Annotated in this window: 21 protein-coding genes; 9 read left to right on the top strand and 12 right to left on the bottom strand. The window is 68.3% G+C overall.

Translation table 11 applies throughout. The annotated features are described in order from the left end of the window. The first annotated feature begins 69 nt into the window (after positions 1-69). The 6 genes from BO996_RS03570 (at position 70) to BO996_RS03545 (ending at position 8,565) form a co-directional block, all read left to right on the top strand. Entirely contained in the window at positions 70-1,050 is a 981-nt protein-coding gene (locus BO996_RS03570; protein WP_071957017.1) for a Bug family tripartite tricarboxylate transporter substrate binding protein, read from the top strand. Between the two features lie 31 nt (positions 1,051-1,081). Continuing rightward, the gene (locus tag BO996_RS03565; protein WP_071954014.1) at positions 1,082-3,454 is read left to right on the top strand and encodes a cytochrome P450/oxidoreductase; all 2,373 of its coding nucleotides are present in this window, start codon (positions 1,082-1,084) and stop codon (positions 3,452-3,454) included. Positions 3,455-3,871: 417 nt separating this feature from the next. Beyond that, on the top strand, positions 3,872-4,423 hold the full coding sequence (locus BO996_RS03560) for a GNAT family N-acetyltransferase (RefSeq protein WP_034389533.1): 552 nt from the start codon (positions 3,872-3,874) through the stop codon (positions 4,421-4,423). Between the two features lie 87 nt (positions 4,424-4,510). Beyond that, complete coding sequence (locus BO996_RS03555) at positions 4,511-5,032, top strand: sigma-70 family RNA polymerase sigma factor (RefSeq protein ID WP_065347453.1); 522 nt, start codon at positions 4,511-4,513, stop codon at positions 5,030-5,032. Next, on the top strand, positions 5,029-6,045 hold the full coding sequence (locus BO996_RS03550) for a FecR family protein (protein ID WP_071954013.1): 1,017 nt from the start codon (positions 5,029-5,031) through the stop codon (positions 6,043-6,045). The genes BO996_RS03555 and BO996_RS03550 overlap by 4 nt, the downstream gene beginning before the upstream one ends. 63 nt (positions 6,046-6,108) lie before the next feature. Further along, positions 6,109-8,565, top strand: a complete 2,457-nt coding sequence (locus BO996_RS03545; RefSeq protein WP_071954012.1) for a TonB-dependent siderophore receptor — start codon at positions 6,109-6,111, stop codon at positions 8,563-8,565. A 61-nt stretch (positions 8,566-8,626) separates the two neighbouring features. Here the strand turns inward: BO996_RS03545 and sugE are convergent, their stop codons facing one another. From sugE to BO996_RS03530, 3 genes are all read right to left on the bottom strand, one after another. After that, positions 8,627-8,944, bottom strand: a complete 318-nt coding sequence (gene sugE, locus BO996_RS03540; RefSeq protein WP_012202617.1) for a quaternary ammonium compound efflux SMR transporter SugE — start codon at positions 8,942-8,944, stop codon at positions 8,627-8,629. A gap of 189 nt (positions 8,945-9,133) precedes the next feature. Then, a complete protein-coding gene (locus tag BO996_RS03535) occupies positions 9,134-9,622 on the bottom strand; it encodes a putative toxin-antitoxin system toxin component, PIN family (protein ID WP_012202616.1) in 489 nt (162 codons plus the stop codon). Continuing rightward, entirely contained in the window at positions 9,619-10,899 is a 1,281-nt protein-coding gene (locus tag BO996_RS03530) for a THUMP domain-containing class I SAM-dependent RNA methyltransferase (RefSeq protein ID WP_071954011.1), read from the bottom strand. Before BO996_RS03530 ends, BO996_RS03535 begins: the two co-directional genes overlap by 4 nt. 115 nt (positions 10,900-11,014) lie before the next feature. Here BO996_RS03530 and BO996_RS03525 point away from each other — a divergent pair, with 115 nt between their 5' ends. Beyond that, positions 11,015-12,088: an ornithine cyclodeaminase gene (locus BO996_RS03525; protein ID WP_071954010.1), complete on the top strand. Its 1,074-nt coding sequence runs from the start codon at positions 11,015-11,017 to the stop codon at positions 12,086-12,088. 17 nt (positions 12,089-12,105) lie between these two features. Beyond that, entirely contained in the window at positions 12,106-13,071 is a 966-nt protein-coding gene (gene rocF / locus BO996_RS03520; protein WP_012202613.1) for an arginase, read from the top strand. A gap of 6 nt (positions 13,072-13,077) precedes the next feature. Here the strand turns inward: rocF and rtcA are convergent, their stop codons facing one another. From rtcA to BO996_RS03495, 5 genes are read right to left on the bottom strand one after another with little or no spacing between them, the layout of a single operon-like run. Further along, positions 13,078-14,136 carry an RNA 3'-terminal phosphate cyclase gene (rtcA, locus tag BO996_RS03515; protein WP_071954009.1) on the bottom strand — a complete coding sequence of 353 codons (1,059 nt, stop codon included), beginning with the start codon at positions 14,134-14,136 and terminating at the stop codon, positions 13,078-13,080. 9 nt (positions 14,137-14,145) lie between these two features. After that, positions 14,146-14,961 carry a nucleotidyltransferase domain-containing protein gene (locus tag BO996_RS03510; RefSeq protein WP_071954008.1) on the bottom strand — a complete coding sequence of 272 codons (816 nt, stop codon included), beginning with the start codon at positions 14,959-14,961 and terminating at the stop codon, positions 14,146-14,148. Positions 14,962-15,014: 53 nt separating this feature from the next. Then, on the bottom strand, positions 15,015-16,232 hold the full coding sequence (locus BO996_RS03505) for an RtcB family protein (protein WP_198041266.1): 1,218 nt from the start codon (positions 16,230-16,232) through the stop codon (positions 15,015-15,017). Positions 16,233-16,291: 59 nt separating this feature from the next. Beyond that, the gene (locus BO996_RS03500; protein ID WP_043820033.1) at positions 16,292-16,789 is read right to left on the bottom strand and encodes a hypothetical protein; all 498 of its coding nucleotides are present in this window, start codon (positions 16,787-16,789) and stop codon (positions 16,292-16,294) included. Between the two features lie 56 nt (positions 16,790-16,845). Next, entirely contained in the window at positions 16,846-17,985 is a 1,140-nt protein-coding gene (locus tag BO996_RS03495; RefSeq protein WP_012202608.1) for a slipin family protein, read from the bottom strand. A gap of 697 nt (positions 17,986-18,682) precedes the next feature. On the opposite strand from BO996_RS03495, the gene rtcR reads away from it, so the two are divergent. Continuing rightward, positions 18,683-20,290 (top strand): RNA repair transcriptional activator RtcR, encoded by a 1,608-nt coding sequence (gene rtcR / locus BO996_RS03485; protein ID WP_071954007.1) that lies wholly within the window; start codon positions 18,683-18,685, stop codon positions 20,288-20,290. Positions 20,291-20,328: 38 nt separating this feature from the next. On the opposite strand, the gene BO996_RS03480 is transcribed toward rtcR, so the two are convergent. The 4 genes from BO996_RS03480 to BO996_RS03465 form a co-directional block, all read right to left on the bottom strand. Beyond that, a complete protein-coding gene (locus BO996_RS03480; protein ID WP_071954006.1) occupies positions 20,329-21,945 on the bottom strand; it encodes an RNA polymerase factor sigma-54 in 1,617 nt (538 codons plus the stop codon). Between the two features lie 54 nt (positions 21,946-21,999). Then, the gene (gene lptB, locus BO996_RS03475; RefSeq protein WP_012202605.1) at positions 22,000-22,788 is read right to left on the bottom strand and encodes an LPS export ABC transporter ATP-binding protein; all 789 of its coding nucleotides are present in this window, start codon (positions 22,786-22,788) and stop codon (positions 22,000-22,002) included. Next, positions 22,785-23,447, bottom strand: coding sequence for a lipopolysaccharide transport periplasmic protein LptA (gene lptA / locus BO996_RS03470; RefSeq protein ID WP_013804753.1), 663 nt, complete (start codon positions 23,445-23,447; stop codon positions 22,785-22,787). Before lptA ends, lptB begins: the two co-directional genes overlap by 4 nt. A gap of 171 nt (positions 23,448-23,618) precedes the next feature. Then, on the bottom strand, positions 23,619-24,269 hold the full coding sequence (locus BO996_RS03465; RefSeq protein ID WP_071954005.1) for a thiol:disulfide interchange protein DsbA/DsbL: 651 nt from the start codon (positions 24,267-24,269) through the stop codon (positions 23,619-23,621). Positions 24,270-24,280 lie beyond the last annotated feature (11 nt).

Here is a 24,280-nt window from a genome sequence, read left to right as displayed (position 1 = left end):
AATGCGTAGAAAAATTACGCAAAACAAGATTCCATGGATTCCACCCAGGCCTCACCGGAGACAAGCCCCATGCACAAGCGCCTTTTCCTCACCACACTGGCCGCAGGCCTGCTATCGGCCACCGCCCTGCCCGGCGCGCTGGCCCAGGACGGATTCCCCAGCAGGAACGTGCGCTGGATCGTTCCCTACGCGGCCGGCGGCGGCTCGGACTTCCTGGCCCGCACCATAGGCCAGGCCTGGAGCGGCCAGGTGCACCAGCCCATCGTGGTGGACAACCGCCCGGGCGGCAACACGGCCATAGGCGCCTCGGAAACCGCGCGCGCCGCCGCCGATGGCTACACCGTGCTGTCGGCCGACAACGGCACCCTGGTCTTCAATCCCGTGCTCTACAAGAGCCTCAGCTACAACCCCGCCAGGGACCTCGCGCCGGTCACGCTGATGGGCCGCTTCCCGATGATCCTGGTGGCCGGCCCCGGCATGGCAGCGGCCACGGCCAAAGACTTCCTGGCCCAGGCGCGCACCAGCAAGGACGGCGTGAACTACGCCTCGGCCGGTGCCGGCAGCCCGCACCACCTGGCCATGGAACTGCTCAGGGTGGAGGCCGGCCTGAAGCTGGTGCACGCCCCCTACAAGGGCGCGGCACCGGCCTTGGGCGACGTGGCTGGCGGCCAGGTGCCCGTGATGATGGTGGACCTGGCCGCGGGCGCAGGCTTCATCAAGGGCGGCAAGGTCCGCCCGCTGGCCGTGGCCAACGCCACGCGCCTGCCCCAGTTGCCCGACGTGCCCACCTTCGCCGAGCTGGGCCTGCCCAAGGTGCAGGCCGCCGCCCTTGTGGGACTGGTGGCGCCCGCCAGGACACCGGCCCCGGTCATCGCGGCCCTGCACCGGCAGGTCGTGGCCGCGATCAACGAGCCCGCCGTGCGCCAGAAGCTCGTGGATTTCGGCGTGGAGCCCGTGGGCAATACGCCCGAGCAGTTCGCCGCGCTGCTGGCCAGCGAAAGCACGCGCTGGCACCAGCTGATCCGCGACCAGAACATCACTTTGGATTGACCCTCCGCGCCTGCCTGCCTGCGAACCTGCCATGACTGCCTCCGCCGCCTCCAACGCCGCCCCGTCCACCTCTGCGCCAGCCTCCGCGCGCTGCCCCTTCGACCACCGCCAGCCCAGCGGCCAGACCGGCCCCACGGGCTGCCCCGTCAGCGCGGGTGCCGCGGCCTTCGACCCGTTCAGCGACGGCTACCAGCAGGACCCGCCCGAATATGTGCGCTGGGCGCGCGAGCAGGAGCCGGTGTTCTACAGCCCGCAACTGGGCTACTGGGTGGTCACGCGCTTCGACGACATCAAGGCGGTGTTCCGCGACAACATCGCCTTCAGTCCCTCGATCGCGCTGGAGAAGATCACGCCCACGGGCGAGGAGGCCAATGCCGTGCTGGCCTCCTACGGCTTCGCGCTGAACCGCACCCTGGTCAACGAGGACGAGCCCGCCCACATGCCGCGCCGCCGCGCGCTGATGGACCCGTTCACGCCCGAGGAGCTGCGCCACCACGAGCCCATGGTGCGCGAGCTGGCGCGCGCCTATGTAGACCGCTTCATCGACGACGGCCGCGCCGACCTTGTGGACCAGATGCTGTGGGAGGTGCCGCTGACCGTGGCCCTGCACTTTCTCGGCGTGCCCGAGGAGGACATGGACAGGCTGCGCGAGTACTCCATCGCCCACACCGTCAACACCTGGGGCCGGCCTCGGCCCGAGCAGCAGGTGGCCGTGGCCCATGCGGTGGGCAACTTCTGGCAGCTGGCCGGCAAGGTGCTGGCCAAGATGCGCGAGAACCCCGATGCGCCGGGCTGGATGCAATACGGCATACGCAAGCAAAAGGAGCTTCCCGAGGTCGTCACCGACTCCTACCTGCACTCCATGATGATGGCCGGCATCGTGGCCGCGCACGAGACCACGGCCAATGCCACGGCCAACGCCGTCAAGCTGCTGCTGCAGCATCCCGGCGCCTGGAAGCAGATCTGCGAGAACCCCGCGCTGATCCCCAATGCCGTGGAGGAATGCCTGCGCCACAACGGCTCGGTGGCCGCCTGGCGGCGCCTGGCCACGCGCGACGTGGTGATCGGCGGCGTGGCCGTGCCGGCGGGCTCGAAGCTGCTCATCGTGACCTCGTCGGCCAACCACGACGAGCGGCATTTCGCCGATGCCGACTTCTTCGACATCCACCGCGACAACGCCGGCGACCACCTGACCTTCGGCTATGGCTCGCACCAGTGCATGGGCAAGAACCTGGCGCGCATGGAGATGCAGATCTTCCTGGAGGAGTTCACGCGCCGCCTTCCCCACATGCGGCTGGCCGAGCAGCGGTTCACCTACGTGCCCAACACCTCGTTCCGGGGCCCCGAGCACCTGTGGGTGGAGTGGGACCCGGCCCTCAACCCCGAGCGCGCCCGTCCCGCCCTGCTGCAGGCGCGCCAGCCCGTGCGCATTGGCGAAGCCCTGCAGGGCGGCGCCAGCCGGCCCATGGTCGTGGCCGAGGCCGAGGCCGCCGCCGAAGGCGTGCTGCGCCTGCGCCTGAAGGCCGCCGATGGACACGCCCTGCCGCGCTGGACGCCGGGCTCGCACATCGACCTGCAATGCGGCGACACGGGCCTGTCACGCCAGTACTCGCTGTGCGGCGACCCGCAGGACACCGGCAGCTACGAGATTGCCGTGCTGCGCGAGGCCAACGGCCGTGGCGGCTCGGCCTGGGTGCATGAGCATCTGCACCGCGGCGCCACCGTACAGGTGCGGGGCCCGCGCAACCATTTCCCGCTGGACGAAGGCGCCAGCCACGTGATCCTGGTGGCCGGCGGCATCGGCATCACGCCCATCTCGGCCATGGCACGGCGCGCCAGGGCGCTGGGCCTGTCCTATGAAATCCACTACAGCGGCCGGCGCCGCGCGGGCATGGCGCTGCTGGCGCCGCTGCTGGCCGAGCATGGCGCCAGGCTGCATCTGTACGTGGCGGAGGAAGGCCGGCGCGCCGACTACGCCGCCCTGCTGGCCACGCCGCGCGCCGGAGCCCGCATCCATGCCTGCGGACCGGCGCGCCTGCTGGACGGCCTGGAGGCCGCCAGCCGCCACTGGCCCGAGGACAGCCTGCGCGTGGAGCATTTCGTCTCCACCGTGGGGGCGCTGGACCCTGCCAGGGAGCAGGGCTTCGAGGTGGAACTGCGCGCATCGGGCCTTGTGCTGCAGGTGCGCAACGACCAGACGCTGCTGGACGCCCTGCGCAGCGCGAAGATCGAAGTGCAAAGCGACTGCCGGGAAGGGCTGTGCGGGTCCTGCGAAGTGCCCGTGCTCGACGGCGAGGTGGACCACCGCGACATGGTGCTCACGCGCGGCGAGCGCGCGGCCTGCACCAAGATGATGAGCTGCTGCTCGCGCGCCAGGAGCGGCAGGCTGGTGCTGGGCCTGTAGCCAGGGCTGCAGGGCAGCCCGGCGCCCGCAAGCCCGGCGCCCAGAAACACAAAAGCCCCAAGGCCATCATCGGCAATGGGGCGATCGCATCGGTGGGCGCGCTTCAGGGCGCACCTGCCTCCAACCGGATTACTGGTTGGCGATTTCGAGCTCGGCGTTGCGGGCTTGCTGGATGAAATCGATCAGGGAATAGATTGCTTGGCGCATGGTGAACTTCCTTACTGAGACGCTCAACAATCACTGGCGGCATGCATCTCAAGTGCCGCGAATGCCGGGAAAACCCTCTAAGCGTTTACCCTAGGTCTAAGTATAAACCACTAGATCCGCCCATGCAAAGGCACAGTTGTAAGCGCACGTCAAGATTCCGCAGAGGAGCCCAACTGCGTCCCAATGTCAGGCATGGGATGATTCAGGCTTATGACCGCGCCTTCCGTTTCTCTTGCACCCTGGCACATAGAGCCGCTGAACCCGGCCGAGGCGCCGTGGCCGCTGCTGCTGTCGGCGGATCCGTCGCGGGAGAAGGTGCGCGGCTATCTGGCGGGCTCCACCTGTTTTGCCGCGCGCGAGTCCTTCCAGCGCGAAGGCCAGCCGCCGCGTCCCGGCGGGCGCGGCGAGGTATTGGGCATGTGCGTGCTGGTGCCGCTGCGCGCCAGCGGCGATGAGGCCTCAGGCCCACCCGCCTGGGAGCTGATGAACATCGCGGTCGCGGAATCGCTGCACCACCGGGGCCTGGGCAGTGCCCTGCTGCGGCGTGCCATCGAATGGGCGCGCTCCCAGCGAGCGCCGCGCATCGAGGTCGGCACGGGCAGCTTCGGCGACCAGCTGGTCTTCTACCAGCGCGCGGGTTTTCGCGTGACGGGCATAGACCGGGATTTCTTCCTCAGGCACTACACCACCCAGCTGTGGGAGCGCGGCGTGCAGCATCGCGACATGCTGCGCCTGACACTGGAGCTGGGCACGGGCCGCTGAGGGCCTCGCGGGCGAGGTGAATCACGGGGAGTGAGGGCATGGCGTGATAATTGAGACGCATTCCCATCCCATCACCTGTCCCGCCGCATGCCCGCCCATCCCCTGCCGCCACCTCCCGTCGCCGTGCTCTACGCAGACCACCATGGCTGGCTGCAAGGCTGGCTGCGCCGCAAGCTGGGCGACACCGCACAGGCGCAGGACCTGACGCACGACACCTTCGTGCAACTGCTCACCACCCGCCACCTTCCACCGCTGGACAACCCGCGCGCCTACCTGACCACCATGGCCAAGCGCACGCTGTTCTCCTTCTGGCGCAGGCGCGACCTGGAGCAGGCCTACCTGGAGGCGCTGGCGGCCCAGCCCGCCATGCACCAGCCCTCGGAAGAGGAACGCTATGCCATCGTGCAGGCGCTGCAGGCCGTGGACCGCGTGCTGCAGTCGCTGCCACCCACCACGCGCCGCGTGCTGCTGCTCAACCAATTGCACGACATGCCCTACCGGGAGATCGCGCTGCGCCTGGGCATTGCCGAGATCACCGTGCGGCGCCACATGGGCCGCGCCATAGCCGCCTGCTGCGCACTGGACTGCGCAACGGCGCTGCCGCAATGAGTGCCACCTCGGCCGCCGCCCTGCGCCAGCAGGCCATCGCCTGGCTGGTGGAGTCGCGCTCGGGAGCCATGACCGAGCACCAGCGCAAGGCCCTGGACCGTTGGCGACAGGCCGACCCGGCCCACGAAGCCGCGTGGTCCCAGGTGAGCGGCTCGCTGGAGCGCGTGCTCCAACCGCTGGCGCCCCACACCTCCAGCCATGCGTCAGCCGATGCAGCGCTGAGCGCACTGCTGCAGCCCGACCGCCGCCGCAGGCGCATTGCGGGCGGCGCACTGGCCTTTGCGGGCGCGGCCCTGGGAGGCCTGGTGGCCCACCGATTCACGCCGCTGCCCGGCCTGCTGGCCGATGCCCATACCGCCACGGCCGAGCGGCGCAGCCTGGAGTTGGCCGACGGCAGCCGGCTGCTGCTGGACGCGCGCAGCGCCATCGATATCGACCTGGGCGCCGACCGCCGCCGCGTGCATCTGCGCCAGGGCGCGCTGATCGCGCAGGTGCCGGCCGGCAGCCCCTTCGCCGTGCAGACCCGGCATGGCCAGGCCCAGGTGCCGGCAGCGCAAGGCGCGCGCTTCATGGTGCGCCTGCAGGAAGAGCGCACGCAGGTGGCCGCGCTCGCGCAGGACGTGGACCTGCACACGCGGCTGGGCGCACAGTCGCCGCTGCAGGCCGGCGCCAGCGCCTGGATGGACGGGGCCGCCATTTCCGAGGCCCTGGCGCGCGCCGAGGCGGCAGCGGCCTGGCAAAGCGGCATGCTGGCCGTGGACGATTGGCCGCTGGACTCGGTGGTCGAAGCCCTGCGGCCTTACCGGACCGGCCTGTTGCGCGTCGCCCCTGCCGCCTCCCGGCTGCGCGTGCTGGGCACCTTCCCGCTGGACGATACCGACCGTGCGCTGCAGGCGCTGGCCAGCAGCCTGCCCATCCGCGTGACGCGTTACCGAGGCGGCTGGCTGACGCTGATCGATGCGGCCAGAGGCCCGGTCAACGCGGGGCTCCAAAAAAAACAGCGCCAGGGGTGATCACATCCGGCCCGCTCGCGCGACATGTCCTGTGTCATCCCCCATTCTCCGGAGTCCACAAGCATGTCCCGCTCTCTTTTCGCATGGCGCCCCGTGGCCCATGCCGCAGCCCTGGCTGCCCTCATCGCCACCCTGCCCGCCCAGGCCCAGACCGCCCAGGAGGCCGCGGTAACCTCCGGCGCCGAAGCCGCCCAGCGCCAACGCTATGACCTGCCAGCCGGGCCGCTGGCCCGGACGCTGCTGGCCATTGGCCAGCACAGCGGCCGCACGCTGTCGCTGGACCCCGCCCTGGCCTCGGGCAAGCAGGCGCCGGCGATCCAGGGCAGCTACACGGCGGAGCAGGCGCTGCAGGCCGCGCTGGCCGGCAGCGGCCTGGTGCTCACGCGCGATGCCCAGGGCGTGCTCAGCGTGCAGACAGCGCCCCAGGCCAGCGCCCTGCCTGCGTCGGCAGCGCCTTTGCCGGAGCAAGGCGTCAGCCTGGCCACGGTGACCGTGTCCGGCAAGGCCCCGGGCTCGACCACGGAGGGCACGGACTCCTACACCACGGCATCGTCCAGCAGCTCCACGCGCCTGAACCTGGCTCCCCAGGAGACGCCCCAGGCGCTGACCGTGATGACGCGCCAGCGGCTGGAGGATCTGGGCACCACGCGGCTCAGCGACATGCTGGAGGCCGCGCCCGGCATCATCGTCACGCGCGACGGCCTGGGTGCCGAAAGCGACGGCTACTGGTCGCGAGGTTTCGAGATCCAGAACTACGAGATCGATGGCGTGCCCACGGCTGCGGGCCTGAACCAGTACACCCAGCACATGGCCATGTACGACCGCGTGGAGATCGTGCGCGGCACCACGGGCCTCATCAGCGGCATGGGCAACCCCTCGGCCACCATCAACCTGATCCGCAAGCGCCCCACGGCCAGACCCCAGACGCAGCTCAATGTCGATGCCGGCAGTTGGGGACGCCGAGGCGCGGGCCTGGATATCTCCCGCCCGCTGAACCAGGACGGCTCGGCCCGCGCGCGCCTGGTTGCGGACTACCAATCGGGCGATGCCTGGCTGGAGCGCTACCACCAGGACTCGCGCCTGCTGTACGGCATCGCCGAGGTCGATCTCGACGACCGGACCCTGTGGACCGTGGGCTTCAGCTACCTGCGCAACGATGTGGATGCGCCGATGCGCTCGGGCCTGCCGTCGCGGTTTCCGGACGGCAGTGCCACCCGGCTGCCACGCGCCCTGAACGGATCGCCGAACTGGTCGTACAACAACCATGAGCAAAGCGGCTTCTTCACCTCCATCGAGCGCGAGCTGAGCGGCGGCTGGACCGGCAAGGTCGAGTACGCCTACGGCCAGGACCGCTACGACTCGGTCTACACCTACCTCAACGGCACGCTGCAGGCCGATGGCAGCGGCACCAGCCTGCTGCCCGTGCGCTTTCAGGGCCAGCCGCGCCAGCACAACCTCGACATGTACCTGACCGGCCCGCTCAAGCTGTTCGGCCGCGAGCACGAGTTGATCGCCGGCCTGACGCTGTCGCGCTTCGAGGACAAGGGACCCACCTCCGGCAGCTGGCTCTACGACTACTCCGGCTCGGCCGCAGGCCGCATAGACAACCTGTTCACCTATGACGGCAGCAATCCCGTGCCCGACTTCGCGACCAGCGGCCGCTTCTCCACCAAGGAGCACCAGTACGCAGGCTATCTGACCGGACGTTTCCGCATCTCCGAGCCGCTGCGCCTGATCCTGGGCAGCCGCCAGATCTACTGGGGACGCGATACCGCCAGCACGCCGGACACCGGAGAGGCCACCACCACCCGCGCCCGGGAGAACGGCGCCTTCATCCCCTACGTGGGCGCCGTCTACGACATGACGCCCCAGTGGGCGCTGTACGCCAGCTACACCAAGATCTTCAACCCCCAGGCCTCCTGGGTGCGCGACGAGAACAATGCCACGCTGGCGCCCATGGAAGGCCGGGGACTGGAGGTCGGCATCAAGGGCAGGCACCTGGACGGCAAGCTCAACTCCAGCCTGGCCCTGTTCAACCTCAAGCAGGACAACCTGGCGGTGTGGCAGGCGCAATTCCCGGGCAGCAATGTCTACAAGGCCGAGCAGAACACCACCTCCCAGGGGCTGGAGATGGAACTGAGCGGCGAGCTGGCGCCGGGCTGGCAGGTCTCAGCCGGCTATGCCAACACCCTGACCACGAATGCAGAGGGCCAGCGCATCAACACCATGCTGCCGCGCAACAGCGTCAAGCTGTTCAGCAGCTATCGCCTGGGCAGCGCACTACAGGGGCTGACACTGGGCGGCGGAGTGAACTGGCAAAGCGAGGTGGGCGACGCCACGGTGCGCCAGGCCAGCTATGCCGTGGTGAACCTGATGGCACGCTATGACATCGACCGGCACTGGAGTGCGTCGGTGCACCTGAACAACGCGCTGGACCGCAAGTACTTCAGCTACGCGGGCTACTACAGCCACTACGGCACGCCGCGCAATCTGATGGTGGGCGTCAAATACCGCTTCTGAGCCAGGTTCTGAGCCCGGTCCCCGACCTCCTGCCGGCCTGGCCGGCAGGGGGCGGCCCCGCTCAGTCCGAGGACAGCTTCATCAGCACCAGGCCCGAGACGATGAGCACGGCCGCGCCGATGCGCATGGCGCTGACCTGCTCGCCCAGGACCGTGATGCCGACCAGGAAGGCGCCCACGGCGCCGATGCCGGTCCAGATAGTGTAGGCCGTGCCCAGCGGCAGGCTGCGCATGGCCACGGCCAGCAGGCCGAAGCTGGCGATCATGGTGACGATGGTGATGGCGCTGGGCACCAGCCGCGTGAAGCCGTGCGATTGCTTCATCGAGAACGCCCAGACCACTTCGAGCAGCCCCGCCACCAACAGATAGACCCATGCCATGGAAAACTCCTTGTGAAGCCGGGTCGTCCCGGCGCATGCATGTCCCGATGTGGGGGAGGCCGTCCTCCTGGCAGAAGGGCTTGCGCCTCCTGCATGGCCGCCAGTTTAGGAGAAAGCCTTCAAGCCGACCGCACCCAGCCTGTTGCCCCATTGCCGCCTGGGTGGTTGCTGCACAACAGCATCCAGGCGTCAGGCGGCCAGCGCCTCTTCCTGCTCGGCCAGCAGGATGTTGCCCACGGTGGCGCCCAGGCCGGCCACGCGCTTGCGCAGCTTGAGCACGGCCTTGTCCTTGCTGATCAGCAGCGCCTGGTGCTGGCTGGCCAAGTCCAGGAAATGCTGGTCGTCGGGGTCGGTGCAGGCAAAGCGGATGCGCGGCGCATCGGCCACGTACTCGACCGCTCCGTCAAAGGCCGAGAGCACGCCCTCGACCGTCTTGCCGTAGAAAGCCACGCGCGGCGCGATCTGGCTGTAGTGCAGCACGCGCTCGAGTTCGAGGCGCTGGGCCTGATCGGCAATCCAGCGCATCTGTCCCTGCTCCACCAGTTCGCGGATCGGCGGAACATGCGGATCGTCGAAGATCAGCATGTCAAGGACCACATTGGTATCGAGCACCACGGGCCGGGGCAGGGGACCTTCATAGCCGTCGTTGCACTGCGGCCAGCGCAGCACGATCTTCATGGCGCGGCGCCCTCTGCCGGGCCTTCGGCGGCCTTTCTGGGCTTGACTGCGCCACGGATCATGTCGAAGCGGAACAGCCGGCATTCGATGGGGCCGTTCCACATGGGCGTGCGGCGCGCCTCTTTCAGGCGCATCTTGCCGGGCAGCTTGAGGTCGGGCGTGAGCATCCAGGCGCTCCAGCCGCTGTAGTTCTTCTTCCAGTGGGTGGCCAGCTGGCTGAAGAATTCCACTCCGTCCTCGGTCTGGGCCGTCTCGCGGCCCGCGCGCTCGACCACTTCCATGCGTTCACCGGCACTGCGGCCGGCCGAGCCGGCTGCGGCAATGCGCTCGCCATAGGGCGGGTTCAGCAGCATCAGGCCGGGCTGCTCGCAGGGCGGCATGCGCTGCAGCGCGTCGCCACCGCGCAGTTGCACGGTCTGGCCCACGCCTGCACGCTCGGCGTTGCGCTGGGCAAAGTCCACCATGCGGTGGGACACGTCGGAGCCATAGATGGCCACGGGGCTGTCGGGCAGGATGGCGGCCTCGGCCTCGTCCAGCATGGCTTCCCACACATGCCTCTGGAAGGGCACCAGCTTCTCGAACGCGAAGCGCCGCAGGATGCCGGCAGGAATGCGGCGTGCAATCTGCGCGGCCTCGATCAGCACCGTGCCGCTGCCGCAGCATGGGTCGTACAGCGGCTGGGGATCGTCGCCGTGCGGGTCCCAGCCCGTGGCGGCGATCATGGCCGCGGCCAGGGTTTCCTTGAGCGGCGCATCGCCCTTGTCCTCGCGCCAGCCGCGCTTGAACAGCGCCTCGCCCGAGGTGTCGATGTAGATGGTGGCCTCGTCGGTCGTCAGGTGCAGGTGCACGCGCACGTCGGGGTGGCGCGTTTCCACGTCGGGGCGCACGCCCTTCCTGTCGCGGAAGCGGTCGGCAATGGCGTCCTTGACGCGCAGCGCCCCGAAGTTGAGGCTGGTCAGTGGGCTGTGCTGGGCCGTGACCTCGATCTTGAAGCTCTCGCGCGGGGAGAACCAGATCTCCCAGGCCACTTCGCTGGCGGCGCGGTACAGGTCGTTCTCGTTGCGGTACAGGGTCTGCGACAGCTGCACCAGCACGCGCTGGGCCAGCCGGCTGTGCAGGTTCAGCAGCAGGGCGTCGCGCCACAGGCCGCGCACCATCACGCCGCCACGGCCCACCATGAGGTCGTGGCCGCTCAGGCCGGTGATCGCGTGGACCTCGTCGGCCAGAAATCCCTCAACGCCGGCGGCGCAGGGCAAAAACAGATGCAGTTGGTTCATAGCTTGGGTGCCGAGCATACGCGCACCGCGATTCCCCGCGCAGGCGCCAGCCGAAACCCGCTTGCCTGCGCTTCGGCCCGGGCCTACAGTGGAAGCAACCGCGAGGGAGAGCACCATGAAGCCTCGAACCACGCCCGTCCACACGGATTTCCTCGGCGCCACGCAGGCCGCACGGCTGGTGGCGCAGGTCGGCGTTGCCGCCTGCCTGGCCGGCCTGGCCGATGCTATCGAGGAAGACTTCGCGCGCTGGCCCGATTTCGAGAAATCGGCCCGCATCGCCCACCATTCGCCCGGCGGCGTGATCGAGCTCATGCCCGTGTCCGATGCGCTCGACTACGCCTTCAAGTACGTCAACGGCCACCCGGACAACGCCGATCGGGACCTGCCCACGGTGATGGCCTTCGGCGCCCTGGCCGACGTGGCCACGGGCCTGCCGGTCTTCCTGTCCGACCTGACGCTGGCCACGGCGCTGCGCACCGCCGCCACCTCGGCGCTGGCCGCGCGCCGGCTGGCGCGGCCGGGCTGCCGCAGCATGGCGCTGATAGGCGCAGGATCGCAGTCCGAATTCCAGGCCCTGGCCTTCACCCACCTGCTGGGCGTGGAACGGCTGCGCATCTTCGACATCGATGTCCACGCCATGCGCAAGCTTGTGGACAACCTGGGCCATGCGGGCATCGCGGCCCAGCGCATCACCTGCTGCGCCAGCAGCGCCGAGGCCCTGGAGGGCGCCGACATCGTGACCACGGTGACGGCCGCCAAGCACCGCGCCTGCGTGATCGCCGATGCCGACGTGCGCCCGGGCACCCACATCAACGCAGTCGGCGGCGATTGCCCCGGCAAGACCGAGCTGCCCCTGGCACTGCTGCGGCGCGCGCGCATCTTCGTGGAATTCACGCCCCAGACGCGTGTGGAAGGCGAGCTGCAGCAGTTGCCCGCCGACGCGCCCGTGACCGAGCTGTGGCAGGTCATCAACGGCCAGGCGCCGGGCCGCGGGCATGACACGGAGATCACGCTGTTCGACTCCGTGGGCTTTGCGCTGGAGGACTATTCGGCCCTGCGCTGGTTGCGTGCGCTGGCCCACGACACCGGACTGATGCAGTCGATCGACCTGGTGCCTGCGCTGGCCGACCCCCGCGACCTGTACCGGCTGGTGCGCGAGGCCGGTCAGGCAGAACGCGGCTTTGGCTGACACGGGGACTGCATACCATGGGTCCCATGAGCATGAACACCCATACGACCCCGCAGACCGCACGCGCCCTGAGACTCATAGGCGTGCCCACCGACATCGGCGCCAGCCGCCTGGGCAGCGCCATGGGGCCCGACGCACTGCGCGTGGCCGGCCTGGGCCCGGCGCTGCGCCAGCTGGGCTGCCAGGTGAGCGACATCGGCAATCTGGCAGGCCCGCCCAATCCGCAGACACCGCCCGAGCAGGGGCTGCGCCACCTCGCACCGGCCCGCGCCTGGATGGACGCCGTGCACCAGGCCGTGGGCCAGGCGCTGGACGACGGCGAGCTGCCGCTGATGCTGGGCGGCGACCACAGCCTGGCCATGGGTTCGATCAGCGCCGTGGCCGCCCACTGCCGCCGACGTGGCCGCGCGCTGCGCGTGATCTGGCTGGACGCCCACGCCGACTGCAACACGCCCGATATCTCGCCCAGCGGCAACCTGCACGGCATGCCCGTGGCCAGCCTGTGCGGCCTGGGCCCCGCGGCGCTCACCGCGCTGTCCCAGGGCGGCGATCCGGCGCTGGCAGCCGCCTCGCTGTGCCAGATCGGCCTGCGCAGCGTGGATGACCAGGAAAAGCGCCTGCTGCATTCGCTGGGCGTGGAGGTCTATGACATGCGCGCCATCGACGAGCTGGGCATGCGCGAGGTCATGCGCCGCGCGCTGGAAGACCTGGAAGGCAGCGACACCCATTTGCACCTGAGCTTCGACGTGGACTACCTCGATCCCGACATCGCGCCCGGCACCGGCACCCCCGTGCGCGGCGGCCCCAGCTACCGCGAGGCCCAGCTGTGCATGGAGATGCTGGCCGACACCGGACGCCTGGGCTCGATGGATCTGGTGGAGCTCAATCCCGCGCTGGATGTGCGCAACCAGACGGCAGAACTGGTGGTGGACCTGCTGGAGAGCCTGTTCGGCAAGAGCACGCTGGTGCGGGCCGATCGCTGACCCCGCTCAGGCTGGCGAGAGCGAAACACGCCAGCCGTCGCCCGTTGCGTCCGTGGTAAGGCGCACGGGCACAAAGCGCACAGGCACAAAACGCTCGATCACCTCGAAATTGCTGCGCGCATGCGGCGTCAGTTCCGTGCAGGTGTAGCTGGCACCGCGCCCGCTGCGCCAGACGGCCAGCGCCAGCGGCAGGGCCCATTGGTCGGCCAGGTACGGACCCAGCGCGGCCTGGCTGCCCTGGTGGCGGCGCACCTCGCGCGCCAGGTCATGCGCCACCTTTTCGGCGCTGACGCCCTTCATGCCGAACTGCGTGAACACTTCGCTCAGGTGCTCATAGGCCAGCGTGGCCAGCAGCGCGTTGCCCGGCCCCTCGTTCTGGCGCACGGCAGCCACCTGCAGCTGCTCGCCAGACCAGCCCAGGGCCTGGCCCAGATGGTCCAGTTCGCGCTGGGCCACCGCGCGTGGCAGCGCGGGCGCAAAGCATTCGGCATGGCTGGCCACGGGGGCGCCGCGTTCGGTGATATCGAAAGGCACAAGCCCATTGGTTGCCGGCGTGATCGTCACGTCCATCTCGCCGCCACCGGCCGGATAAAAGCCCAGCCGGCGCAGCCGCAGTTCGCAGCGCGCGCCCAGCCTGTGCAGCAGCGGCGCATAGCTGCGCTCCAGGAAGTGGAAGGGCGGCGCGGCCGGGTTGTGGGTGCCGCCGCCTAGGGTCAGGCGGCTTTCGCCATTGGCCAGCATCAGCGCGGGCCACAGCGTCTGCAGCAGCAGGGTGCAACTGCCCGCCGAGGCGATCACGAAGCGGTACTCGCCCGCACGCACCGGCCCCGGTGTGAATTGCAGCGCCTGCGAATTCATCTCGGCGCCCTGCATCTGCGCGCCGCAGATTTCGGCGGCGGCATTGACGCAGGCCAGGTGCTGGCGCATCAGGCCCGGCTTGGCGCGCCCGGCACGGATGCGCTGCATGGCAAAGGGCTGACCCGTGCACATGGACAGCGCCAGCGCGCTGCGCAGCATCTGGCCTCCGCCCTCTCCGGCGGAGCCGTCGATCTCGATCACTTTCATTTTTCTCTTTCATTCATTGCCGCCAAAGCGCGCCACGGCATCCTGCAGATAGCGGTCCAGCGGCGCCGCATCGGCCTGGTCCCCCGGATCGGGCGCATGGGCCATGGCATGGGCCAGCTCGCGCTCCAGGAAATCATGGACCCGCACCCGGCGCGGCCCCTTGGCGGCCTCGCCCAGGCGCATCTTGAGCTCCAGCAGCTCGTTGAGCTCGGCCAGCAGGCCTGCATCCTCCAGCGTGCCCGCCGCCAGCTGTGCAAAGCGCATGGGCGGTGCACCGCGCCCCTCGCGTATCCAGCGCGCGGCCAGCAAGGGGCGCAGCACGTAGAAGTACTTCTTGTAGCGCACCACATCACCCTGCAGGTGGGCGCGCAGGTTCTTGCGCGCCATGGCCACGTAGTGGTGGTAGCCGCGCACCGGCGAAAAGCCCTGCTCGGCCAGCAGATGCAGGCGCTCGGCCCAGGGCTGCTCCTGCCGGTAGACCACGGGCGAGCGCAGCCATTCGAGCAGCGTGGGGTTGGAGCCGCGCAGCAGCCCTAGCGCCTTGCGCAGCTCCCAGCCGCTGACATCGAGCTCGCCGCTGAGCGGCTGCTCTATGACATCGCGGCCCGGCGCCACGGTCAGATACCAGGGCAGGCGGTGGACATAGATGAAGCGCACGTCATAGTCGCTGTCGGGCGAGGCAAAGCCCCAGCCGCGGCTGCCCGACTCGCAGGCAAACAGCACCGTGACCTCGTGCCTGCGCTCCACCTCGACCAGGTTGGCCAGCACCGTGGCGCGCATGGCGTCGGAGACCGGATGCGCGCTCAATACCTTCTCTTCCCTCATGCTCTCATCCTGCTTTCTGTTCTGGAGGATGAGAGCCTGGGGCCCTCATCCACTCACCCTTTCACGCACACCACTTGCTTCAGGGTGTGCACCACCTCCACCAGATCCTGCTGCGCGGCCATGACCGCATCGATGTCCTTGTAGGCCATGGGAATCTCGTCCACCACATTGGCATCCTTGCGGCATTCCACGCCCTCGGTGGCCTTGATGTGGTCCGCCACGCTGAACATCTTCTTGGCCTTGGTGCGGCTCATCACGCGGCCCGCACCGTGGCTGCAGCTCTCGAAGCTCTCCGGGTTGCCCAGGCCGCGCACGATATAGCTGCGCGCGCCCATGCTGCCCGGGATGATGCCCAGCTCGCCGCGCCGCGCGCTCACCGCGCCCTTGCGGGTGATGAACACATCCTGGCCGAAATGGTGCTCCTGCTGCACGTAGTTGTGGTGGCAGTTCACCGCCTCCACATGCGACTCGAAGGGCTTGGCGATCACCTTGCGCACCGTGGCGATGAGGTTGGCCATCATCACCTCGCGGTTGCGCATGGCGAACTTCTGCGCCCAGGACACGCCGCGCACATAGTCGCCAAAGTAGCGGGCCCCTTCCTCGAAGTAGGCCAGGTCCTTGTCGGGCAGGTTGCGCTGATGGAGTTCTGCGTCCTTCTTGGCCAGCTCGATGAAATGGGTGCCGATGGCATTGCCCACGCCGCGCGAGCCCGAGTGCAGCATGAACCACACGAAGCCCGCCTCGTCCAGGCAGATCTCGATGAAGTGGTTGCCGCTGCCCAGCGTTCCCAGGTGCTTGCGGTTGTTGGTGTTGGCCAGGCGCGGATGCAGCTCGCACAGCAGGTCGAACTCATCGGCCAGCGTGGCCCAGACCTGGTCCACCGACACGGGCGGGTTCTCCCAGCTGCCGGGATCACGGCCCCGGTGGCGCGGCACCGAGCCATGCGGCACGGCCTGCTCTATGGCCGAGCGCAGCGGGCCCAGGTTGTCCGGCAGGTCCTCGGCGCGCAGCGTGGTCTTGGCGGCCATCATTCCGCAGCCGATGTCCACGCCCACGGCCGCCGGGATGATGGCCTTGATGGTCGGGATCACCGAGCCCACGGTGGCGCCTATGCCCAGGTGCACGTCGGGCATGGCCGCGACATGCTTGAACACCACGGGCAGGCGCGCGGCGTTCTCCAGCTGCCTGCGCGCCTCGTCCTCCACGGGCACGCCCTTGGTCCACATCTTGATGGGGACGCCGTTTTCCACGTTGTGTTGCAGGTAGTTCATTGCGTTGTCCTTCAGTCTTCTTGTCTGTTCGTCTTGTTTAGGTCTTGCTACCGCGCGGCTCATCCACGCATCAGGCGAGACAGGTCCCGCTTGCGGATGGCGCTGCCCAGGCTTTGATAGTCCCGCAGCGGGAATTCATGCTCCAGCCAGCGCTTTCTGTATTCCTCTACACCCATGCCGCAATAAATACCGTCCAGCACGCGGTACACGCTGCGCACCACGTCCTCGCGGGCCACCTGCCCACGGGCCAGCACTTCATAGTCATCCATGGCGGTGATGCCCCAGCTGGCCCAGTCCGCGTACTGCCGCAGCTCGTATGAAAGGGTGTCGCGGTCACCCTCCATGCTCAGGTGCACTTCGCCGGGCTCGTCCATGAACACGGCGGCAGCGCGGTGCGCGCCCTTGGCCAAGGCCAGCGCCATGGCGGCCAGATCACCCAGCGAATCATGCAGGTAGGACACGGCACACACCAGTTCCTCCTCGGGCGTGCTGAACTTCAACGTCGCCCAGCCCGCCTTGCCCACCTCATAGCTCCATAGTTCTTCGAATGCGGCCATGGCCGTACCTCTCTTTAGTTTCTTCGTTGTCCGTTGTGCCCCGACCAGCCTGCCGGTCAACGCATCTTCACCAGCCCGTTGAGCACCTGATCCAGCCCGCCGAACACGGAGATCTTGTCGATGCGCTCGGCCACGCGTTCCAGCGTCTCCAGCTCCTTCATGCGCAGGGCCACGGGGTTGTCCTCCATGACCTTGGCGGTGTTGAGCAGCGAGCGCGTGGCCGCCGTTTCCTCGCGGCGGCGGATCACGTTGGCCTGGGCCTGCTTTTCGGCCTGCACCACCTGGGTCAGGATGGCCTTCATCTCGCCGGGCAGCACGATGTCCTTCACGCCCACGCTCTCCACCACCATGCCGAAGGGCTGCAGCTTGGCCGCCATGTGCGCGGTCACCACGTCATCGATCACCGTCTTGTTCTCCAGCAGCTCATCGAGCGTGCGGGTGCCCACGGCGGCGCGCAGCGCGAACTGCAGTTCGCGGTACAGGTGCTCGGCGGGCTTTTGCAGCTGGGCAAAGGCGCGCAGAACGTCGGTGTGGCGATAGGTGGCGCTCAGGTTCAGGCGCAGGCTCACCTTGTCGCGGGTCATGATGTCCTGGCCCGAGACCTCGACGGCCTGCAGGCGCAGGTCCACCAGCTCCACGGCAATGCTGCGGCCGAACTTCCAGAACGCATGGCTGCCGGCCTGCAGCAGGCGGTCCACCTTGCCGTCGATGGTCAGCAGCGCGCACTGGCCTGCGGGCACCTGCACCTGCAGCACGCCGTTGAGGCCGGACACGCTGCGCTGGCGCAGCTGCGTCTGGGTCAGGCGCGCCGCCAAGGCGGCGGGCAGCTCGGCGCCGGCCTGCAGGTCGACCACCTGCACGCCCACGTCCACCAGTCCCTTCCAGTACAGGCGACGCGTGCCGGGCGGCAGGATCTCGACCAGCACGCCGTTTTCGCTGCGCAGGCCTGCCTCGGTCTCGGACAGTTCCACGCGCAGGAATTCGGCGGCCACCACGGCGGGCTCCTGGGCCATCAGGTAGTCGGCCAGGCCGTGCGTGAAGGCGGGCTGCTCCAGGGCAAAAGTCTCCACCCGCAACTGGTCGGTGCCGGCAAACAGCCAGTGCCGGCCGCTGTGCAGCACGCGCTCGAAATCGCCATTGCGCAGCAGCAGGGCGCGTTCGTTCTTCTTGACGGTGATGCGTTGGATCTTCAGCATTTCTTCTTCTCCTCGTTCGGCGTCTTCGCCGCAATCAATAGGGGTGCCGTTACAGCAGCGGCGGGGTTCCAGGGGGCACGGCCCGGGCCTTGCAGTGCGCCGTGGCGGCAACCCTGGAAACAGGTTGCAGCGTGGCTGGCTGCGGGCGCGGACCGTGCCGGGACCTGGCACAGCCGCCGCCGCTGACGGGTGGCGGCCTTGGGCTGCATCGCAACCCGGTGGCCACCTCCCGCGTTCGGCGGGTGGTCTTTCGACCGTTTCAATAGCCCGGCCTTGCGGCCGGAAGAGTGGACAGGAATCGAACCTGCGACAGTCCTCTTGCGAGGGTGCTCTACCAGACTGAGCTACCAGTGGCTGGCAAGCCTGGAGTCGAACCAGGCGTCCCTTGCGGGACGGTTTCCACAACCTTGCCGTTACCCAGCGCCTGCGGCGTGCGGCATGCGGGAAATCGACAAGCCCCTGGGGGCCCGGACTTCCGGCACCGGCGGGGCGGGCCTTTGCCCCAACCCCGGCCTGTGAGCGGTCACCGCTTGCACTGGATGCCTTGGTTATTGCGAGATGCGTGCCAGCCTGGCATCAGGCGTCAAACAATTCTTCAACCCATTGATTTATTTGAATAAATCTCAAATCACACTTTTCTTGATTTCTTCTTCAATCCAAAGAAACTAGAATTTCAGCTATTCAACTAGACAAAAAAATGGAAAAGAAAAAGGTCGTCATCGGCTTTCTGGGTACGCAGCTGGACTCCGGCAGGGGCGCGGGGCGCTGGGAAAAATGGCGGCCGACCCTCTCCCTCATGCAGCACGAGGATCTGGTGGTGGAGCGGCTGGAGCTGCTCTACACGCCGCCCCATCTGGCCCTGGCGCAGCTGCTGCAGGGCGACATCGCCACGGCATCGCCCGAGACCCAGGTGAACCTCGTGCCCATGGACATTGCCGATCCCTGGGATTTCGGCGAGGTCTATGCGCGGCTGTTCGACTGGACGCAGGCCTACCGCTTCGACCCCGAGCGCGAGGAGTACTGGACGCACATCACCACGGGCACGCACGTGGCACAGATCTGCCTGTTCCTGCTGGTGGAGTCGCGCCGCATTCCCGGCGTGCTGGCCCAGACCTCGCCACCCCGGCGCCAGCGCATGGGCGACCCGGGCAGCTATGCGCTGATCGACCTGGACCTGTCGCGCTACGACGTGATCGCCCAGCGCTTCGGCGCCGAGCAGAGCGAGGCCGTGCAATTTCTCAAGAGCGGCATCGCCACGCGCAATGCCGGGTTCAACGCGCTGATCGACGAGATCGAGCGCGTGGCCGTGCGCTCGCGCGCGCCCATCCTGCTCACGGGTCCCACGGGTGCGGGCAAGTCGCATCTGGCGCGGCGCATGTACGAGTTGAAGAAGGCCAGGCACCAGGTCCAGGGCGATTTCGTGGAGGTCAATTGCGCCACGCTGCGCGGCGATGGTGCGGCCTCGGTGCTGTTCGGCCACAAGAAGGGCGCGTTCACGGGCGCTGCGGCCGACCGCGCCGGCCTGCTGCGCAGCGCGCACCAGGGCGTGCTGTTCCTGGACGAAATCGGCGAGCTGGGCCTGGACGAACAGGCCATGCTGCTCAAGGCGGTGGAGGAAAAGCGCTTCTATCCCATGGGCAGCGACCGCGAGGTCAGCAGCGACTTCCAACTGGTCGCCGGCACGCACCGCGACCTGCGCATCGACGTGGCGCAGGGGCGCTTTCGCGAGGATTTGTTCGCGCGCATCAATCTGTGGTCCTACGCGCTGCCGGGCCTGGCCGGGCGCCCCGAGGACATCGAACCCAACTTGGACCACCTGCTCGCGCGCTCGGCCGACGAGACCGGCCAGATGGTGCGCTTCAACGTGGAGGCCCGCGAGCGCTATCTGCGCTTTGCGCGCTCGCCCGAGGCGCTGTGGAGCGGCAACTTCCGCGACCTGTCGGCCAGCATGACGCGCCTGGCCACGCTGGCCGACGGGGGGCGCATCTCCACGGCCCTGGTCGATGCCGAGATCCAGCGCCTGAAGTGGCTGTGGCAAAGAGGCGATGCCGTGCAACCGGCCGGCGCCCGCCTGCAAAGCCTGCTGTCTGCCGAAGTGCTGGAGCCGCTGGATCTGTTCGACCGCATGCAGCTCGAAGCGGTGCTGCGCGTGTGCCGGGAGTCGCCTTCGCTGTCCGATGCGGGGCGCCGCCTGTTCGACCGGTCACGCACCCAACGCAGCGTGGTCAACGATGCCGACCGCCTGCGCAAGTACCTGCTGAAATTCGGCTTGAAGTGGGATGCCGTGGCCGGCCGAACGCCATAGACACCACGGTGGCGCGATGGCGAGTTTGCGCGCCTGGTCTACAGCGCCTTGCGCAGCGTGGTCGGCGGGATCTTGAGCAGCTCGCGGTACTTGGCCACCGTGCGCCGCGCGCATTCGATGCCCTGCTCCTTGAGCATGTCGGCGAGCTGGTTGTCCGACAGCGGCTTCTTGGGGTCTTCGGCCGCGACGAACTGCTTGATCAGCGCGCGCACGGCCGTGCTGGAGGCATTGCCACCGGCCTCGGTGCCCAGGCCCGAGCCGAAGAAGTACTTGAGCTCGTAGGTGCCCTGCGGCGTGGCCATGTACTTGGCCGTGGTCACGCGGCTGATGGTGGATTCATGCAGGCCCAGCGCATCGGCAATGTCGCGCAGCACCAGCGGGCGCATGGCCAGCTCGCCATGCACGAAGAAGTTCTTCTGGCGCTCCACGATGGCCTGCGACACGCGCAGGATGGTGTCGAAGCGCTGCTGGATGTTCTTGATGAACCAGCGCGCCTCCTGCAGCCGCTGCTGCAGCGCTGCATGGCCTTCGCTGCCCCTGTGGCTGCGCAGCGCGCTGGCATAGATGTCGTGCACGCGCAGCTTGGGCATGACGTCCGGGTTGAGCTGCACGCTGAAGTCCATGCGGCCCGCGCCGCTGCGCACGGGGCGCACGATGACGTCGGGCACGACGATCTGGCGCTGCACGTCAGCAAAGCGCCGGCCCGGGCGTGGCTCCAGCCGGGTGATCAGCACCAGCGCCTCGCGCAGCCGCTCCTCGCGCGCACCGCACAGGCTGGCGAGCTTGCGCAGGTCGCGCCGCGCCAGCAGGTCCATGGGCTGGGCGCAGATGTCCAGCGCGGTGCGCAGCACGGCCTGCCGGTCTTCGTCCTCGGCACTGCCGTTGCCTTCGCGCTCGGCATCGGCCAGCTGGTCGCGCAGTTGCAGCGTCAGGCATTCGGCCAGGTCGCGCGCGCCCACGCCCACGGGCTCCAGGCTTTGCAGCAGGCGCAGCGCCACGGTGAAGCGGTGCACCAGTTCCTCGCACTCCTCCAGATCGTCGCCCGCCAGGCCCTGTGCCAGCTCGTCGAGCGGGTCTTCCAGGTAGCCGTCGTCGTTGAGGTTCTCGATCAGAAAGCGCAGTGCGGCGCGGTCCACCTCGCCCAGGCGCAGGCTCAGGGCCTGGCGGTGCAGGTGGTCGGTCAGGCTTTCGGCGCTGCGTGCCAGTTCGGTGGCATCGGCCTCGTCTTCCTCGCCCTGCCCGCGCGTGCGGCTGGAGGGCGCATCGCTGCCCCAGTCGCGGTCATCGTTGCCCGAGTTGGTCTGGCCGTCGCCTTCCCAGCTCAGGGACTCGGCCGTACCGGAAGTCTCCACGGCATCGCCGGAGGATGCGTCCGACGAGGGCTCCCACTCCACCGCCGCCGAAGGCTGGTCTGCGCGGCTTTCCTGGAAGGACTCCGTGGCCTCGGCGCCGGGCGCGGCAGGCTCGCGGGTGCCAGCGGCCGCATCGTGATCGCCCTCCTCGTTCGCCAGCTCCAGGAAGGGGTTGTCGCCCAGCATCTGCTCCACTTCCTGCGCCAGCTCCAGCGTGGACAGCTGCAGCAGCTGTATCGACTGCTGCAGCTGGGGAGTGAGCGAAAGATGCTGGGAGACGCGCAGCGACAGACCGGGCTTCAAGCGGCAGCTCCTTCGCGCAGACAGTCTCGCAGACGGGCCAGGCAGGGCATGGCGCTACATCCGGAAGTGTTCGCCGAGGTAGACACGCCGCACTTCGGCGTTGTCCACGATCTCCTCGGGTGTGCCCTGGGCGAGCACGTGGCCGTCGCTGATGATGAAGGCATGGTCGCAGATGCCCAGCGTCTCGCGCACGTTGTGGTCGGTGATCAGCACGCCGATGCCGCGCGCCTTGAGAAAGCCGATGATGCGCTGGATCTCGATCACGGCGATGGGGTCGATGCCGGCAAAGGGCTCGTCCAGCAGGATGAAGCGCGGCTGCGTGGCCAGGGCACGCGCGATCTCGACGCGGCGGCGTTCGCCGCCCGACAGCGCCAGCGCAGGCGATGCGCGCAGATGGTCCACGCGCAATTCCTGCAGCAGCGCCGTCAGGCGCTCCTCGATGACGCTGCGCGCCAGCGGCCGGCCCTGCTCGTCCCTTTGCAGCTCCAGCACGGCGCGCACGTTGTCCTCGACGCTGAGCTTGCGGAAGATCGATGCCTCTTGCGGCAGGTAGGACAGGCCCAGGCGCGAGCGCTGGTGGATGGGCATGTTGCCCACGGCCTGGCCGTCGATGAAGATGTCGCCGCCGTCGCTGCGCACCAGGCCCACGATCATGTAGAACGAGGTGGTCTTGCCCGCGCCGTTGGGGCCCAGCAGGCCCACGACCTCGCCCTTTTTCACGGACAGCGACACGTCCTTGACCACCTTGCGGCTGCCGTAGGACTTGGCCAGATGGCGTGCCTGCAGGCTGCTGCCCTGGTCGGCGCGTGCAGTGGCAGCCGGGGCTGCGGCTTGCCCGCTCATCGCTTGGTACCGCCGAGGCTGTCCAGGCTGTTGCTGGGCTGCAGGGACGTGCCCGGCGTGCCCGCTGCGGGGGCGCGCGGCTGCGAGCCCGGCGTGCCTTCCTTGGGTGCCAGCACGGCGCGCACGCGTCCGCCCTGGCCGGCCGTGGAGCTGGGCTGGCCACCGCTGGTCTTTTGCCCGTCAACGGTGAACACGTCGGTGAGGTTGTTGTAGACGATGATGGAGCCGGTGATCTCGTCGCTGAGCTGGCCGCCGCGATAGCGGCGCAGTTCGCCGCGGCGGATGAACTTCACGAGGTCGGCCTTGCCGTCGTATTCGATGACCTCGCCCTCGCCTTCCACGAATTCCTCGGGCTGGCCCGGCACGGTATCGCGCTTTTGGCGGAAGAAGGCACGCTTGCCAGCCTCGGCCGTCACCACGCCGTACTGAAAGCCTTCAGGGTCTTGCCGCACATCGAGCTGGGCGCCGCGCAGCACGATGGTGCCCTTGGTCATCACCACGTTGCCAGTGAAGACGCTGGTCTGCTTGAGTTCGTCATGGCGCAGCGCATCAGCCTCGATGTTCATGGGCTTGGTGCTGTCGGCCTTTTCGGCCTGGGCCATACCGGCGAAAGCCGCCAGGGCGGCGGCGAGCAGGAGGGAGGAAAGTCGTTGTTTCATGGAGGGCACGCTTCTTGCATCCATTGTAGGGGGTGTCGCGCGCAACCGTTCCTGGCGTCTTTCAACGCGCACGGAAAGCGCTGACACAAAGGCACAAAAAGAGGTTTCCAAAAGCGACAGGCCCGCGCAATGGCGGGCCTGTCGCGGACTGGCTGGGCCGAGGCCCGGGCCTCAACCCTTGCGGCTGGTGGCGATCAGCTGATCGACCACGCGCAGCACATTGGTCATGTTCCCGGCCTTGGTGCCGTCGGTGTAGTAACGGCCCGCCACGCCCATGGCCGGCACGCCTTCCACGTCATAGTCCTGCTGCAGCTGGGTGGCCTTGCGAACCTGGTTGGAGACGCTGAAGGAGTTGTAGACCTCCTTGAACTTGGCAACGTCCACGCCCTGCTTGCCGACCCAGGCGAAGATCTCGTCGTCCTTGGCCAGACGGTTGCGTTCCACATGGATGGCGTGGAAGGCGCGCGCATGCATGGTGTCCAGCAGGTTCATGCCTTCGAAGGCGTAGTAGAGCTTTTGCTGGGGCACGAAAGTGGCGTTGAAAGCCACGGGCACGCGGTGCACGACCACGTCGGCCGGCGCCTGGTTCTTCCAGGCGGCAAAGGTGGGCTCGAACGCATTGCAGTGCGGGCAGCTGTACCAGAAGAACTCGACCACCTCGACCTTGCCGGCACCGGCGCTGGTGGGTGCGGGCTTGGCCAGCTTGATGTAGTCCTTGCCCTCCTTGGGCGCTGCGGCCTGGGCCTGGGCGGCGGAAGTGCCCAGCGTCAGTGCGCTGGCAGCGGCTGCCGAGGCAGCCAGGGAAAAGTCGCGGCGATTCATCAAAACAAACT

Source organism: Delftia sp. HK171, assembly GCF_001886655.1.
In the GTDB taxonomy this organism is placed as follows: Bacteria; Pseudomonadota; Gammaproteobacteria; order Burkholderiales; family Burkholderiaceae_C; genus Comamonas; species Comamonas acidovorans.
Note: the sequence above shows the minus strand (reverse complement) of the source record. Positions and strands in the feature narration are given on the sequence as shown.

What these genes read in the sequence shown, in the direction of transcription:
- BO996_RS03570 (WP_071957017.1), top strand. Translation starts at nt 70, where the DNA reads ATGCACAAGCGCCTTTTCCTCACCACACTGGCCGCAGGCCTGCTATCG.
- BO996_RS03565 (WP_071954014.1), top strand. Translation starts at nt 1,082, where the DNA reads ATGACTGCCTCCGCCGCCTCCAACGCCGCCCCGTCCACCTCTGCGCCA.
- BO996_RS03560 (WP_034389533.1), top strand. Translation starts at nt 3,872, where the DNA reads ATGACCGCGCCTTCCGTTTCTCTTGCACCCTGGCACATAGAGCCGCTG.
- BO996_RS03555 (WP_065347453.1), top strand. Translation starts at nt 4,511, where the DNA reads ATGCCCGCCCATCCCCTGCCGCCACCTCCCGTCGCCGTGCTCTACGCA.
- BO996_RS03550 (WP_071954013.1), top strand. Translation starts at nt 5,029, where the DNA reads ATGAGTGCCACCTCGGCCGCCGCCCTGCGCCAGCAGGCCATCGCCTGG.
- BO996_RS03545 (WP_071954012.1), top strand. Translation starts at nt 6,109, where the DNA reads ATGTCCCGCTCTCTTTTCGCATGGCGCCCCGTGGCCCATGCCGCAGCC.
- sugE (WP_012202617.1), bottom strand. Translation starts at nt 8,944, where the DNA reads ATGGCATGGGTCTATCTGTTGGTGGCGGGGCTGCTCGAAGTGGTCTGG.
- BO996_RS03535 (WP_012202616.1), bottom strand. Translation starts at nt 9,622, where the DNA reads ATGAAGATCGTGCTGCGCTGGCCGCAGTGCAACGACGGCTATGAAGGT.
- BO996_RS03530 (WP_071954011.1), bottom strand. Translation starts at nt 10,899, where the DNA reads ATGAACCAACTGCATCTGTTTTTGCCCTGCGCCGCCGGCGTTGAGGGA.
- BO996_RS03525 (WP_071954010.1), top strand. Translation starts at nt 11,015, where the DNA reads ATGAAGCCTCGAACCACGCCCGTCCACACGGATTTCCTCGGCGCCACG.
- rocF (WP_012202613.1), top strand. Translation starts at nt 12,106, where the DNA reads ATGGGTCCCATGAGCATGAACACCCATACGACCCCGCAGACCGCACGC.
- rtcA (WP_071954009.1), bottom strand. Translation starts at nt 14,136, where the DNA reads ATGAAAGTGATCGAGATCGACGGCTCCGCCGGAGAGGGCGGAGGCCAG.
- BO996_RS03510 (WP_071954008.1), bottom strand. Translation starts at nt 14,961, where the DNA reads ATGAGGGAAGAGAAGGTATTGAGCGCGCATCCGGTCTCCGACGCCATG.
- BO996_RS03505 (WP_198041266.1), bottom strand. Translation starts at nt 16,232, where the DNA reads ATGAACTACCTGCAACACAACGTGGAAAACGGCGTCCCCATCAAGATG.
- BO996_RS03500 (WP_043820033.1), bottom strand. Translation starts at nt 16,789, where the DNA reads ATGGCCGCATTCGAAGAACTATGGAGCTATGAGGTGGGCAAGGCGGGC.
- BO996_RS03495 (WP_012202608.1), bottom strand. Translation starts at nt 17,985, where the DNA reads ATGCTGAAGATCCAACGCATCACCGTCAAGAAGAACGAACGCGCCCTG.
- rtcR (WP_071954007.1), top strand. Translation starts at nt 18,683, where the DNA reads ATGGAAAAGAAAAAGGTCGTCATCGGCTTTCTGGGTACGCAGCTGGAC.
- lptB (WP_012202605.1), bottom strand. Translation starts at nt 22,788, where the DNA reads ATGAGCGGGCAAGCCGCAGCCCCGGCTGCCACTGCACGCGCCGACCAG.
- lptA (WP_013804753.1), bottom strand. Translation starts at nt 23,447, where the DNA reads ATGAAACAACGACTTTCCTCCCTCCTGCTCGCCGCCGCCCTGGCGGCT.
- BO996_RS03465 (WP_071954005.1), bottom strand. Translation starts at nt 24,269, where the DNA reads ATGAATCGCCGCGACTTTTCCCTGGCTGCCTCGGCAGCCGCTGCCAGC.